This window comes from Methylobacter sp. (assembly GCF_023227905.1).
Taxonomy (GTDB): domain Bacteria; phylum Pseudomonadota; class Gammaproteobacteria; order Methylococcales; family Methylomonadaceae; genus Methylobacter_A.
This window is the reverse complement of the sequence record NZ_JALOCF010000029.1, coordinates 39,017-53,270: the sequence shown is the minus strand read 5'-3', so window position 1 is coordinate 53,270 and position 14,254 is coordinate 39,017. Positions and strand designations below refer to the sequence as shown.

8 protein-coding genes and 1 pseudogene are annotated in these 14,254 nt (G+C 54.6%); 1 reads left to right on the top strand and 8 read right to left on the bottom strand.

Going from position 1 to position 14,254, the window contains the following annotated elements:
• Positions 1-299: 299 nt before the first annotated feature.
• Entirely contained in the window at positions 300-461 is a 162-nt protein-coding gene (locus M0R47_RS12705; protein WP_292555327.1) for a hypothetical protein, read from the bottom strand.
• A 78-nt stretch (positions 462-539) separates the two neighbouring features.
• Here M0R47_RS12705 and M0R47_RS12700 point away from each other — a divergent pair.
• Positions 540-683 (top strand): annotated as a pseudogene (locus M0R47_RS12700) (transposase domain-containing protein); the annotation flags it as partial.
• An 84-nt stretch (positions 684-767) separates the two neighbouring features.
• On the opposite strand, the gene M0R47_RS12695 reads toward M0R47_RS12700, so the two are convergent.
• The 7 genes from M0R47_RS12695 to M0R47_RS12665 all read right to left on the bottom strand — a co-directional run bounded on the left by M0R47_RS12695 (position 768) and on the right by M0R47_RS12665 (position 14,252).
• On the bottom strand, positions 768-1,412 hold the full coding sequence (locus M0R47_RS12695; protein WP_292555325.1) for a hypothetical protein: 645 nt from the start codon (positions 1,410-1,412) through the stop codon (positions 768-770).
• 351 nt (positions 1,413-1,763) lie between these two features.
• Positions 1,764-3,551 carry a DUF4157 domain-containing protein gene (locus M0R47_RS12690; protein WP_292555322.1) on the bottom strand — a complete coding sequence of 596 codons (1,788 nt, stop codon included), beginning with the start codon at positions 3,549-3,551 and terminating at the stop codon, positions 1,764-1,766.
• A gap of 91 nt (positions 3,552-3,642) precedes the next feature.
• The gene (locus tag M0R47_RS12685; protein WP_292555320.1) at positions 3,643-7,644 is read right to left on the bottom strand and encodes a DUF4157 domain-containing protein; all 4,002 of its coding nucleotides are present in this window, start codon (positions 7,642-7,644) and stop codon (positions 3,643-3,645) included.
• Between the two features lie 10 nt (positions 7,645-7,654).
• Complete coding sequence (locus M0R47_RS12680; RefSeq protein WP_292555318.1) at positions 7,655-9,805, bottom strand: ATP-binding protein; 2,151 nt, start codon at positions 9,803-9,805, stop codon at positions 7,655-7,657.
• A gap of 5 nt (positions 9,806-9,810) precedes the next feature.
• Entirely contained in the window at positions 9,811-11,745 is a 1,935-nt protein-coding gene (locus tag M0R47_RS12675) for a hypothetical protein (protein WP_292555315.1), read from the bottom strand.
• Between the two features lie 72 nt (positions 11,746-11,817).
• Complete coding sequence (locus M0R47_RS12670; RefSeq protein WP_292555312.1) at positions 11,818-12,003, bottom strand: hypothetical protein; 186 nt, start codon at positions 12,001-12,003, stop codon at positions 11,818-11,820.
• A complete protein-coding gene (locus tag M0R47_RS12665; protein ID WP_292555310.1) occupies positions 12,000-14,252 on the bottom strand; it encodes a tail fiber domain-containing protein in 2,253 nt (750 codons plus the stop codon). Before M0R47_RS12665 ends, M0R47_RS12670 begins: the two co-directional genes overlap by 4 nt.
• Positions 14,253-14,254: the final 2 nt, after the last annotated feature.

The window sequence follows — 14,254 nt, the reverse complement described above, 5'->3', positions numbered from 1 at the left end:
ACAGCTCCTATCTTGAAACAAGGCGGATTGCCTCATTCCATAACATAGGAAACAGTTACGCTCTTTCAACCAGCCACAGGCTTATGATCGCAGCGTCAATACCGCGTGAGCGGTTTAGTCCTTTGGCAGAATTTCGTCATTCAGACGACAGGCAAGAACCGACCTAAAAGAGCCTGTCGCTAATTCCAAATGAACGACAGGACAACCTTGAAAAGCGGTCATAGGAGAGCCTGCCAGAAGTCGGTTACAAGGAACGATTTATCATTAAACTATTTGTTTCTATAACGACAAAATGCAAATCAACAAATCGCCACCTCGCCGTAAGCGAGGCGCTCGATCTTAGCCGCGGCTTGCGGGAAAGCCAGCGGGGAAGTAAAGGCGGGACACGGCGCGAGAATTTTTGCGGCGTTCTTTTGGTAATAACGCAATAAAACCAGCAAAGGATAGATTTCGCCGAGCATCCTTCGGTTTTTACCTTCCCGGTTGCGGCCATGATGACTTCGGTAATGCTGTCCAGCTCAGCCATAATGACGCTTTGAGCGGCAGTTATTCAAACCTTGCTCGGCACGGCCAAACTCAACGGTCTCGATCCGGCTACCTGGTTGAAAGACACCTTGGAAAAGCTCCCCGCCTGGCCCAACAGCCGCATCGACGAACTGCTTACTTTGGGTGTCATGGATTAAATCATAACCAGCAACATCTGACGATAGTGGATCGGCTAGCCGCTTACAATATACCGACGATCACATGCGGATTGTACGAGTGAATCAATTATCGATTGAGCTATCTGAATTGACTTTAAATGTCCGTGCAGCGGTATGGGGATAAACGCCTTTTTCTCCTATCTCTCTCTTCGGGAATAGCCTCTTTTGCTCAAGACTGAATTTGGCATATATCTGAACGAGTTCGCGCGGCTCGGTAATCAGCGTCAGATACGAGATCGTTTGTTCGACACCGGGTTCGATGTAGTAAAAGGAAGTATCTTCAACGTTTTTACCTTCCACCTCAAATACGGGCACAAGGTTGCCGCTGGAGAATATTCGGGTCAGGCGCAGGTGCCCATCCCCCTGGTCAAACTGAGCTTCATTGTGAGGCCGCATCGTGTTTATGCCAACCTTTATATTGAATAGGCGCATGCGAGTAAAGCCTTTGTTAGTGAACTTGAGTAATATCTCAACCGCATGGGTGCGCAGCTTTGCAGAATCTGGCTTACAATTGCCTTGAGGATCCCAAGTAAAAGCTTCAGCTTCTTCAGGCAAGGTGAGCTTGTACAGCTTAGCGTCTACCTCTAGCTGTATACGTTGTTTGAGTTCACGATATTGCACGAATTTGTAGACACCCCACCCGCCCCCCAAGAGAGCGGCGATCTTCACAAAAATATCAATGTACTTGTCGATAGTGGTTACGTCCATTTTTTCTCCTCGTTGCTTAATTGATCGGCTATGGCAGATTCCTGATTAATTTATAGGGTCTGCTCCTTTTATACGTGATTAATCACGAACACCACATGATCATTTGAACGTAAATCGATTCCACAGTAATGTGACATGTCAGTTTCCTCTCGTTTTGCTGAGCAATCAGTTTACCAACTGCTCGCGAGGAGGTTGGCTAGAAGATTATCAGACCTCATTTACCCATTCTTTTAGGAGAACCCTCTCCCATCAAACGAGAGCATACGGGACCATCGAAGGCTTTTATTTATATAGGTTTTGACGCCTTAACTCCTAACACATCAATCCTTTATTTATGTGTTAGCCCGATATTCAGTAAACCTTGAAACCGAGGCCGGAGATAGACGAGTCCTTCGCTGTTCTCAACTTGAGCCAGGCATTGATGAATAATGATGTGTTCAGAAGTAATCCACCTTTAGAGTCACTCTTGTCAATTTCGGTCACTGCGGCGTTATCTGAGCTAACTGGATTTGTCTTGTACACGTTATAGACGCCAACTGGCATCTCACCAATTAAGAACCCGTGACCAGCCCCGGATGACTTGAAGAGATCCTCGACTTCCTTCAAGTTGTAACCAGTACCGACAAAATCCCACGTAGACACGCGCTCACCGGTTGTTCCCCAACCAGCGTCTACTTCGGCGAGAAATCTTCCGGGGGGAGCGAGGTTCTGAAAAGGGAGAGAGTAGCTCTGAGACTGAAGTATCCGTACGCCGGTCCAACCCAAGGTCGTATTGGTTTGGCCTGGATCTGTAACGATGTTCGTTTTTCCCGCGGCCGCCACCTGATTGAGATTAGTGCGGATTTCTTCGAGTGAATTCGCTTCGAGGTGCAGAGCGGGCGAAACTCCTTGGTCAGATAGGAACCACATTCCGAGCTTCCCCCGGCCAATGAGGAAGGCATGGGGTCCGACTGAGGATCGGCCATCGGTAGATTGTTGTTGCACAATAGAGAGCCAATTGATTTGAGCAGACTCCCCCGGTTTTAGCCCCTTCAGATCGGAGTCGGTGAAGATATCGGCAAGCGTATTGCCACCTTTATTCTTCGGCCCCGTTAAGCCCAACTTTCGCAGGACGTCGCTGGCATCGTGGCCGAAAGTGTACAGTATGGTACTGAGCATCTGGTATTCGCCTTCGCTGGCGGATGTTCCGGCGGTGCGAAGACGGTCGCGGGTCGCGCTCAGATACTGAACGTTATAATCAAAGAGCGTCTCACCATTTCCCGTGCGGCTATAGAGGCCAATCAGTGTGGGCTTATTTTTGCTCATATACAGCAATGCAGCGTTGCAGATGCCAACAATATTGGCGTTCGAAGATCCTACGCTAGAGTTCTCTTTGTCCCATAGGATAAGAGCAGTCATCAGTGATGCCGGGTCGCATGTATCTCCTTTTTGACTGTAGTCCGGTAGCGGGACACGCCTGATCCATTCGCGGGCCCCGTAACGGCGGGAATTCTGTACGACGTGAGCCAGTTCGTGGGCCAGCAACTGTTTTCCTGTGCTCGACTCAACGTTGTTCGTGCCTTCGCCGAGATAAATATCATGTCCATGCGTGAACGCCCGCGCGCTGACGGCGCGATTTAATTGTGCGGCCTCGCTGTTCGTATGCAATCGTACCCCACTGAAGTCAGCCCCAAAGCGCGGCTCCATAAAAGCGCGAGTAGTGGGGGGCAAAGGGCTGCCGCCACCTCGCAACGGGGCAATCTTTGAATATACGGCAGGAGTAGCTTGAGAGTAGTGATCAGGCTTTTCCTTGGGCTGAACTTTCACCTCTTCCTCGCATTTCGGGCATGTCGTCCCTTTGGCACATGTTGCACATTTTCGCTGGATGGTCCCCGTGGTTGCTGACGACATGATCTGATCGGCGACCTGATCCGCCTCCTGCTCTTCAGGATCGCCGGGCTGGCTGATGGCAAGCTTGGCCTGAACGGTGCTGGAACGGAACAGTTGCTGCACCGCAAGGTTTCCCGCGGTCTGGGGTATTTCCGGAATATCGCGTGCTCCTGTGTGTGCGGTTTCGCTCGGTTCGGGAGCTTTACGTCGATTTCGTAACCCCGTGTCCTGCTCAGAAAAGGGTTGAAGGAAAGCGAAGTAATTATTCATGGATTTCTACCTCTTAGTTAGGTGATCTCTCGGTATGGACAGTATTTATAGCCCCCCTTTCTTTTGCTTTTCGGTGAGCATCGGCGTCTAGCTACTTCTTGGCAGGCCTCCCACGCTTAAGAATCTCTTTTGCGAGCTTACCGATTTCATCTGTGCTGAGATCGACTTTCGTGACGTCGGCCGCCAGCCCTTCCGTGTCGCGCGCGTTGGCAGCGATCTTTGCCGCGTCCGCGTCGTTCGTGACATAGCCCTGCATTTTCACTGAGCCGCGATTTCCCGCAAACTGTGTCGGTTTCCAGGTTCCCGCTGGTACATCGCCCTTCTTTCCCGATGGCCACTGAGAGGATACTTTTCCGTCACTCATGACTTTCGGTAGCTCATGCGGGTTGAGCATCGCGCCTCCCATTTCACCCGTACGCTCCAGGTCTTTGGTGAACTGGCCGGCCTCTGGCAAGGGCAGCAAGGAATCGACGTGCGCCTGTTCCATCGGTGTCAACGTCGCGCCAAACTCGGACGTGCCGAGCTTGGAAATCCGGTCGGCTTCCTGGACACTGCCCTTGGCACGCAACTCCTGAACGACACGAGCGTGATAGTCCTCCATCGCGACCTTGCGCCAATCCGAGTCGCTCTCCGCCAGCTTGACGGCCTCGTCGATCTTGGCCTGGTTCGCCTTCACAAAATCCTCGAATGGCTGCTCTCGAATGTCCTGAGCCCCTTTCAGATCCTTGACCTTGTACCGTTCGCGGATGAGTCTGAACCGCACGCGCGAGACCGCCGCCAGTTCCTCGGTGCTGTACTTCAGCCCTTCGGACGCCCATTTCCCGGCCTTCGACTCGATGATGGTCACGATTTGAAACGTCTCACCCTTCCAAAATCCAACCATGCCATCGGTCAGTTGCCGCCCCTTGGAATCCCGTACCATGTAGCTCGGCACAAATATCAGCTCCTCACCGGCGAATTGCCCAGCGAACTGCTGCCGGCCCTGGACGGTGCCCAAGCGCTCGAGCACATCGGCACCTCCAAGTTCCTCGAGCAGTTGACCCTTCGCCGGGTTCTCGGTCTTCTTTTCTAGAATCCGAACGACCGATCCAGCATTGATCTTCTTACCCTTCAGCGCAGGATAGGTCGCCGCAGCGTCACCTTGAAGCCACGTAACAACTCCTTCCGCTCGCGCCCACATCTCGCATTCCCCTTTGAACGACTTCTCGAGCGCCGCGAGCCGCGCCTTAACCGCCTTCGCCTGCGCTCCCTCCAGTGTCTTCAGAGACGTCTCCGTCTCCTGCTCTGCCATGCGCACGGCTACCGCGCGCCGGGCCAATTCAGGATTACGTGCGATGACATCAGCGAAGCGCTCCGTCAGAATCGAGCAGGGCGACGCACAGACGAATACCTGTCCATTCTTGGTGACCACGATCTTCCCGCCGCCTTCGAGGGGAACACTGAATTCGGCGACGAGCTCCGCCTCTGGAACGCCTTTGGCTGCCTTCTGCGCTGTTTCGGTTGCGCGCGCCAAATCCTCGACACGCTTTGCGCCTTCTTCGGCTCGTGTCGCCGCCTTGTCAGCCATCCGTGCCCGTCCCGCCAACACGCCGTCACCAGGGTGGCCCTTTGACAGGGTCTTGGCCTCATCGGCCAGCTTTCGTGCCTCAGCCGCCAACGCCTTCGCTTTCTCGGCCGTCTCGAGGGCGTCTTTGGCCACTATCTGACCCAGAAGCTTCTTCTCGTAGCCGAGCACATCCTGGGACATCTGAATGGCGCGAACCGCCTGCTCGCCCGGCACGAGCGCCGCCTTCGCCGCACCAACGACGCCGCGAACCTCAGCGCCCAACCCGAGCACGTCGAGCGCCGCGAACGCGATGGCCATGGCAGTTTCGACTTCCGCTTCTTCCACCTGCTTCCCGCTGACGAGCATCGTCTTTGACGATACGTTCGAGCCAGCGGCCGCCTGCAGCGCCTGTTTCTTTCCCTCGGCGGCGGCGGCATCAGCAATGCCCTTCGCCGCCATGGCCGCGGCGAACACCACTCCTCCTGTCGCAATGCCGGCGATGATGTAGACGCCCATCTCAAGGGCCGAGAGACCAAGACTCTGCCACCACACGCGCGGAGCAGTTTGTTTCACGTACCCGTCGGCGGCGGGCTTCCACAGAGGATCGGTGGCCCAGTTCCTGCCCGGCTGTCTCGGGCTGCTCGTCGTACCTGTGAGGAGCTGTTGCTGAATTGGCTTGAGCTCCTGGGCGAGGACCTTACTCATCAAGGGACGGGTCTTATTGATGTTCGCGACGGTATCGGCAAGTTCTTTGGCGATGATCTTCGTGGCGTCTGGTTTCAATTCCCCGTCAGCGACAATCTGGGAGGTCTTCGATTTGTCGTCAACGTTGTCTCTGACCAGGAGATACAGCTTCGGGTGCAGCGCGAGGAGACCGTGGATGGCGTCGACGCCCTTCTCGTAAGCCGGCTTCACCTGATCCCACGTCTTCGTCACGACCTTGTCGTCACGACGCGGACCGAATGGCGGCGCCTTGGCCGGGTCGAAGTACGCCAGATTTTCCTTCTTCGGTTTCCATGTCGTGCCCCCGGGCGGCGACCCCTTCTCCGGCTCCACCTCCTCGTTGTCGTGCGCCTTGGCTTCTTTCTTTTCCTGGGCCTCCTGCTCTTCGGAGATCAAGTACCCCACCGCCGTATTGCGGGCGGCGTTCAACTGGTACTGCATGTCCAGTAGCTCTTGCGCCTTCTCTGCGTTCACCGGAGACTTACGGGCTTGTTCCTGCTGAGGGGTTGGCGGGCCAGTCATGGGCTGGCCGGTCATGTCGTAGAACATCTCGCCCAGGGTTTTCTTGCAGTACTCCTCGTTCATGTCCAGGTAGCCGCGCGCGACTTCCTCGGTGTCGAACAAGAACGTATCCATCAAGTTCTTGAAGAACGGACCAGGAAGACTGTCGTTCATCATGGCCGTGAGACTGCGCTGCCACAGACTCAGGTTGGAACGGGCAACCGCCTGCCAGTTGGCACAGTGAAACCAGCACAAATCGATCGCCTGACCCGCCAAGTTCGATTCCCCAATCAGACAGGCGCTGATCAGATCGAGCCGCTCGGCATCGGTCGCTTTACTAAGCCAGGCACCATGATCGCCGATAATCTTGTTCGGAACGTCACCGCGCGGAGTGTCTGCGAGCAGCGTTTTGACGGTCGGACTCGAATAGGTCTTCCTGGCTGATGCGCCCGCCCCCCCCGCGGGCGGCGTGCTCGGCGCGCGCGCCAGGACTCTCAGTGAGCCGGTAGACGACTGAGATACTCCTACGCGAGCCGTACCCGAGTCCTGCTGAACGACGTGCGTGAGCTCGTGCGCGAGAAGGCGACGACCACTATCCGTCGCCGGCGAGTACTGCCCCGAGGCAAAGACCACGTCCGAACCGAGCGTATAGGCTCGGGCGTTCACTGACCCCGCAGCCTCTGCCGACGATGAGTCGGTATGAACCCGGACTTGACTGAAGTCGAACCCGAACCGCGACTCCATAAACGCGCGCGTGCCAGCGTCGAGGGGCTGCCCTCCCGATCGCGCCACCGACGTCACGTGTGGCAACTCGTTCACCATCGAAGGATCATTCATTGGCTTTCGCTGCAGGCGCTCCTTCTTCGTCTCGTTCGGATGTTCCTCTTCGCGCTTCTTGTCCTCCGCCTCGCACTCCGCACACTTGCGGCGAACTCTCACACTGCCTTCAGCCTGCGCCGACGTCCTCCACTTCTCCTCTTCTGCTTCGCACGCTGCACAGCGCTTCACGACCTTCGCACCAACGAACACGCCGATGGAGGGAGACTCACCAGGCTCGGCCATCCGCATCACCTGCTCGGCGACACGGTCCGCTTCCTCCTCGTCCGGATCGCCGGGTCGACTGATCGCGAGCTTGGCCTGGATATGCCCGGAGCGGAACAATCGCTGAACTGCCAGGTTGCCTGCCATCTGTGGAACCGAAGTGGCATCGAATCCACCTGGAGACATGCCAACGCTCGACTGTCGGGCGAATGCATGGGTCGGCGATGAGGGGTCGGAGGATTTCTGGGTCTTCTCGATAGCTTTGACTTTGCCCGCAGTCATAATCTTCCCCTCACTCACCTTCGCCGATCAAGCCATGGTACTGCTTGAAATCCGTCGGTGACGGAATCCGCCCCTGTTTCATCATCTGCCGCGCCATGGCATTGATGAGTTGCTTCATGGTGATGACTCGGCCATCCTGGGCAGCTAGAAAAGCCGCATCCAGCGCTACGTTCCTGATGTCGCCGCCGGCGATGGAAAACTGCTTGGCAAGAAACTGCCAGTCCAGGTCTTTCGCCAGCGGTGCTTCCGGCGGAAGCATGCCGCGCCAGAGCCGTTCGCGATGGGTTTCATCGGGCAAAGGAAAATCGATCACATAGTGCAGGCGGCGCGAAAAGGCTTCGTCGATGTTCTTGCTCAGGTTGCTGGCCAGAATCACTACACCCTCGTGGTCTTCGACCTTTTGCAGGAGGTAGGACACTTCGATGTTGGCGTAACGGTCGTGGGCGTCTTTTACTTCCGAACGCTTGCCGAACAGAGCGTCGGCTTCGTCGAAAAACAGGATAGCGTTGCTGGACTGCGCGGCCTGGAAGATGCGGTCGAGGTTTTTTTCAGTCTCGCCAATGTATTTGCTGACAATGCTGGAGAGATCGATCTTATAAAGGTCGAGTCCGAGGTCTTGGGCAATCACGCTAGCGGTCATGGTCTTGCCGGTACCCGAACCGCCGGCGAACAGCGCCTTTACGCCACGGCCCGAGGCAATGCGCCGTTCGAATCCCCATTCCGCGTAAACGACATGCCGGAAGCGGATTGCGGATGCGAGTTCTCGAATGCGCGTCTGTGTGGCGGTCGGCAGTATGAGATCGTCCCAGCAATGGATAGGCTTCACTTTGACCGCAAGCGCGCCGAGGCTGCGGTCAGACTGCGCCCGCGCCGCCTCGAACAGGGTCATACTATCAAGCGTTCCAGTCAGTTCACGCGTCTCGGCAGCGGTCTCGGCAGCGGCCTGGATCTGGCCCGGATTCAGGATAAAACGGCCTGCCAGTAGATGGATCTCGTCAGCCGGCAGCGCGGTGTCTTGTTCGGTCAGGGCATCCTGCCAGAGCCAGACGCGCGCGGAAAAATCCGGTTCCGGAAAGTGGAAACCAAGAACACTCTGGCGTTTGAGCCATCCGCTTGCCTGCGTTCCTGGCGTACAGGCCAGAAACACCGGGCGTGGATGACCCGTTAACGTAGTGGCAAGCGCATGGGCTTCGGGCAACGGTTTGCCAACGTTATCGAACAAGGTTGCGATGCCTTCCAGATACAACCCGGCGGGTTCCAGACGGCTTTGCAGGAGTGCGGCGGCGATGAGCGTGGACAGCGGTTCCGGCGAGGCGCGAGCGGCTTCCAGGTCGAACTTGAGCAGCGTTAGATCCAGTTCACCGCACAGCGCTCTTGCCGCGAGCGACCTTCCAGCGCCGGGCCGTCCCTCCAGCAGGAGTAACGGTAAAGCCCCGTGAGATGCTTTAAAGCGTTTCGCAACCTGCCGGAACCGGGTCACTGCATCGGCTACCAAAGGAACCTTGTTCCAGGCTACTAAACTATTGACCGTTTCCGTGAAGGCTGTGAGACGGGCATCTTCGTAACGGTAGCCGAGCAGATAATCGACCAAGGCTGGCATCAGAGTGAACCCATGAGCCAAGGACGAAGCGCGAAAGGTCGGATCTATTGTGTGCAGGAAATTGCCAGCGAACAGCGCGGCGTGGGGTGACAGATAAGGGCGAAGTTCCGACCGCTCTGCCGGAGACGCAGATAAGACGCGTAAAGCGAGATCATGGGTCGGCCATTTACGGGTGATGTCATTGTTCAGGTAGGCGTACAGCGTCTCGTACTTGAGGTCGATTTCGGGGGCAATGGCCAGCAGCAGGATATCTTGCTCGATCGGTGCCAAGCTAAACTCATTAGCCAAGCGCTGCCAGGGTAAATCACTGTGCAAGCGTGCAGCATTGGCTTCGCGTAATGCTTCGGCCCGTTGGGTCAGTTCCTCAATGATAGATTGCTCGCCTTCGTAGCCCAGGCTCTGATCGATCAGGCTGTTGACTTGCTCATCGCTGATATACAGGCCGCGAAACTCGTCCAGCGACAGTTGATAGGTGGCACGCAGGCGCAAAATCTCCCGGTGCAGCAATAGATCCAGTCTCTGCAATTCGGCGGTGATATGTTCGAGCGGACTGGTGAACATCGCCGTCATCCTTCCGGGAACAGCGCGAATGGACGTTCGTCCAGCCAGCTGAGTGTATACATTTTACGCTCCATACCCGTCATGTTCAGTATCAGATGCAGAGGGGGACGCCCAAGCCGCACTACCCGCCGCGCCGGCTCTTCTTCCATACTACCCGCAAAGTCGAGAAAATTACTGTAGAGGTAAGGCAGATTCGAGCCGGCAAAACCCGGCAAGCGCCAGGCAAATGCCCGCATGAGGTTTTGGGCGGCAATGCTTAACACCTGATCGAACGAACGCGTGAGACCCAATGACTTCGGCATAGACAAGTGAGAGAGATCATCAGGGAGTTTGTCCAGCCGTGTCAGTATTTCGGCAAGCTGTTGATCTTCCTCGGCTATCATGTTTGCAGTATCGTCAACGAGGCTCACGATTTTTCGCTCAGGGAATGCCGAATGCAGCGTATCCATGAACACCGGATCGCTCAAAAGAACCGCATCTTCCTGCTTGTATTGAGCAAAGCAGCCTCGCAAAGGTTCAAGGATCTGTTCTGGCCTACATGGATTATAACTAGCGACAAACAGCCAGACACCACGTGAGCCATCTATCAGGACTGCAACCGGGCTGCCAGGAGCGGGGATGCGAGCAAACACCCATGTCTGCCCCTGTACTACCCCGCGTTCGCGATGCCAGAGGGTCAACGTCTTCAGGAACGTTTCGAGATTCTCGGGAGAGATGCGGGCCTGCCAATCGGCCAGGACTGCCGGGGATATGGAAGGGTCTATCCCCATGAGATCGCGCATCAAAGGATCGTAAAATGCTCTGGTGACACGCGACTGTCCGCAACATTTAGCGAGCAGCAAAAAGCGGACCAGCACGACTGCGGCGATATCATCCGCGTCCGGCCAACCGGAAGTTGCTTCCTCAAGCGGAAATTCATCCAGCAGGGGAAGCAGCAGAAACATGCCGCCGAAAGGCGTATAGCGAGGCCCTTCCTTTACGGCCTCATCCGCTATCTGCCCGGCATTACGGCCAAGAAGCGTCTGCCCCACTTCCTGCAGCCATGCGGGCGGACAACGAGACAATGGAAGCAGCATTTCAGCATTCGCTGTTCCAGCTATTTTATATAGCGCTACCCTATTACTACTGATCAGGGCAGCAAGTAATTTTTCTCCATCCGAAGGAGAGCCGTCAACAAGGCAGCGCGCCAGACGAAGCAACGCCAAGGCCGCGACTCTTAAATGAGAACCACCGACATCTTCTCGATCGCGGCTGGCGGCGAGATAAAGTCTCAGTGTATTGCGCCATTCATCCGCCGTATCGGGCTGTTCATTTTGCATCGCGTCCCATGCAGCTTGGAAACAACCGAACTCCTCTCCCACAGTTGTGCCCTCGGTAAAGCTATCAAGTATCCGGCGCGCATCCTGTATGGTCAGAGAATTTAAGATTTTAGAGAGTTCATCGTTGGTAAGCTGATAGAGAGCCGCCTTTCCAAGGACTGCTCGCTCGCAGATAGCAGTACGCAGGGTTGCCGAAAGCGGCAATAGCTTTAGTCCACTGAAAAATTCGTAATACCACTTGCTCCAGGCGCGGCCTTCCGCTACATCCAACAGGAACCGGGCCAGATAAGCAGCTCGGTTGGGAAACCGTAGGACATTCTCTTCGTCACTTTCGCCTTGAACGTTAACCGCCAATGAATGAGCAATCTTGAACGCGAAAGTTCTTACTAACTGTTCCTGCTCCCAGGCAATATTGATGTCAAACTCCACGTCCAGACTACGGATTAACCAAAGACTTGAATCAATGTTGGAAAACAAAGGAGCCAAAGCCATAGTAAGGTTTTGTGCAAGACCGTGGGTTACTGTTTCATCCATCCGTGACTGGATGCGTTCCGGCGCGGGATGCTCGCGCGATACCAGATACTGCACCTGAAACTGGCGAATAAGTAGTCGATTGTTCATCGTAACGTTTGCATCCATCCTCGTAACCCTATTCTGTTGCCACTGCTCTTATTTTTCGTGCTCAACAATAGTTTACGGCTGATCTTCAGGTGGTGACTGACCTAGAAATTCTTCCAGCACCTGGATCGCGCCGCTGATACGCAATAAAGAACTCTTCATGTGAATCTGTTGCGTCTCCAGTCCAGCAAGCATTTTCTGGCCGGCTTCGAATTCCGATCTGAGTTCATCAAGTCGTTGCAATAGTTGTTCTTTCATCATTTTTCCCGTTTCTGGCGCAAATTCTCAATGTCTTTTTTGAGTTCGCGTAACGCTTCGATGGTAAGCGCCTCGAACCCTCGAATTGTAAGTTCTTTGTATCCTTCCGGCCCGGTACTAATCCATTCAGGGAAGACCTTCTCCACTTCCTGTGCGATTAGCCCAAGCTGTGGCCCTACTAGATTTCCCATCTTTTCCGGCTCTTGCCATTCAAAACGAACGCCTCGGAGTTGTAACAGTTTGTTCAAGGCATTGGCTAAGGGCTCGATATTTTTCTTTAGTCGCTCGTCAGAGGGGGCAGTCCACGTGCCCCCGCCCGGCATATAAGCTTTCTCTGAGATGAGCAAATTTCCTATCAGGTGCAGCTTTTCGGTTGGCGCCTCGGTGCCAATGCCAACATTGCCGTCTGTAGCGAAAGGATTAATAATGACGTTGTTGTTGCCGCCGGGTCCACTACTGCGGACGTAGAGATGATTCGTCTCCGAGTGTAAATCCACGGATGAGCCATCGGCTCTAATATCAACATGCTTGTTGGAATTCTCAAGACGAATTCGGTTGCCGAGGATGTGGAGCTTTGTGGCCGGAACCGTCGTACCAATACCTACGTTGCCTGTAATCCAGACGTTTCCTGCCCCTGGATCGCCCCAATTTCCAGCACCGCCCACGTTCAGTGAGCCGGATGCGAACAATCCGGGTGTATGGACTCCTAAGATAGGTTTCGAAAAATCGAGATTCTGGTTCAGTCGCAGCCAGGTGCCGTCGTTCCACAGCAAGGTGGCTCCTTGCGGAAGCGCGCGAGCAGCACCTACAGCAATTTTTTCCAGTGCGACATCTCCAGCAACCTCTAGCTTCGCGGCCGGTGCTGCCGTCCCGATGCCAACCTTACTTTCAAAATAGCTCAAATTTGTTCCGACCACCGCAATGTTTCTTTGTGAACCAGTCGTCTCAACCCTCAGAAAGCGAAATTCTTGACCCGCACCATCATCCGCATTCATATGTAGATTGACGCCTGCTTTCGTACTATCAATGCGTTTCCATGCACTATCATAGTAAGCATTAGAGCCAAAGTTTGCCCAGGCTCCTTGCGCTGTCTTACCCTCATCAATTGTCGTTAGATTCTTAATCTGAAGTCTGCTTCGTGGAACAGTGGTGCCGATTCCAACATTCCCACCGCTTAGCACGACGAACTTCTCATCCACAGTGCCATCGCCTGCTTTCAATGGTCCCACTGCAAAGCGGTTATTGGTTTGCGTATCGGGACCAATAATGACTTGCAGCGCACGATTGCCAAGCCCTGGATCACCTGCGCGCTGAACTCTCAACGGGACATTAAAATCCTGCCCGTCCTTATGTAGAAAATCCAGTTTGCTTCCGAACAGCCTGGCATCACCGTCTACACGTAATTTGCCCTCGACCCAAACGAGATCGTCAGACTGCACGTCAGAATAATCTTTGGTACGATCGCGCATTCGCAAAATGCCATCAGCAGCTTGAATAGACTCCGCCACCACACCAATATATCGTCTAATTTTGCGGCTTGCTTTCAGGTCATCATCGCTTCGTTTAACGAAATTGCCAGACTGGTTCAAATTTGGATTCGGCTTCCAGCGGACACATCCCAGAGGAATCAGCCAACGCACCTTGGCATCACTTTCAGGCAGATCTTGATAGGGAACGGATTCGTCAAAGAGGGAGACAGGTGGAGCTAGGCCTGGGGAATCAAACTTCTGTATCACTTCCTGGGCATCAATAGAATTGCCCGCTACCATGATGTGATCGTGCTGATCTATATGGTTACTCCGTTCTCCTACTTCCACCCGAAAGGCTTCCTGAACGCGGGAGTTCTGGCCTTCTATATCGCACACTTCAAAGCCTGGCCGGGCGTTCTGGGTGAGTGATTCATCATAGCGCAACCAGACCTTGATAAGACGCCCTTCAGGTGTGCCATTATCAGTCGCGGCGTCAAAGACGTAGGATTTAAAAAGCTCTGTAGGTATTTTATACGGCGCAAGTAAAGTGATTGGACGTCCGAAGCCGTCCCAGGCATAGCCGGGCATTACATAAATTTCAATCTGGTCTCCTGCCAGTTTTTTCTCCTTGATTTGAAGACCAGTAGCAATACCCCAGCTATGGGCTCCAAGCGTATGCCGGGCCATTTGGATACGGCTGTAATCAACCGCTGCCGAAAGATCTTCAGCGCCGAGATATTGGCCTTGAAAAAATCGGGGACGTTGGTTCTGGCTGGATGACATAA

Excerpts from the sequence above, each read along its gene's own strand:
- M0R47_RS12670 (WP_292555312.1), bottom strand. The coding sequence starts at position 12,003 with ATGATGAAAGAACAACTATTGCAACGACTTGATGAACTCAGATCGGAA.
- M0R47_RS12675 (WP_292555315.1), bottom strand. The coding sequence starts at position 11,745 with ATGAACAATCGACTACTTATTCGCCAGTTTCAGGTGCAGTATCTGGTA.
- M0R47_RS12665 (WP_292555310.1), bottom strand. The coding sequence starts at position 14,252 with ATGTCATCCAGCCAGAACCAACGTCCCCGATTTTTTCAAGGCCAATAT.
- M0R47_RS12685 (WP_292555320.1), bottom strand. The coding sequence starts at position 7,644 with ATGACTGCGGGCAAAGTCAAAGCTATCGAGAAGACCCAGAAATCCTCC.
- M0R47_RS12680 (WP_292555318.1), bottom strand. The coding sequence starts at position 9,805 with ATGTTCACCAGTCCGCTCGAACATATCACCGCCGAATTGCAGAGACTG.
- M0R47_RS12705 (WP_292555327.1), bottom strand. The coding sequence starts at position 461 with ATGCTCGGCGAAATCTATCCTTTGCTGGTTTTATTGCGTTATTACCAA.
- M0R47_RS12690 (WP_292555322.1), bottom strand. The coding sequence starts at position 3,551 with ATGAATAATTACTTCGCTTTCCTTCAACCCTTTTCTGAGCAGGACACG.
- M0R47_RS12695 (WP_292555325.1), bottom strand. The coding sequence starts at position 1,412 with ATGGACGTAACCACTATCGACAAGTACATTGATATTTTTGTGAAGATC.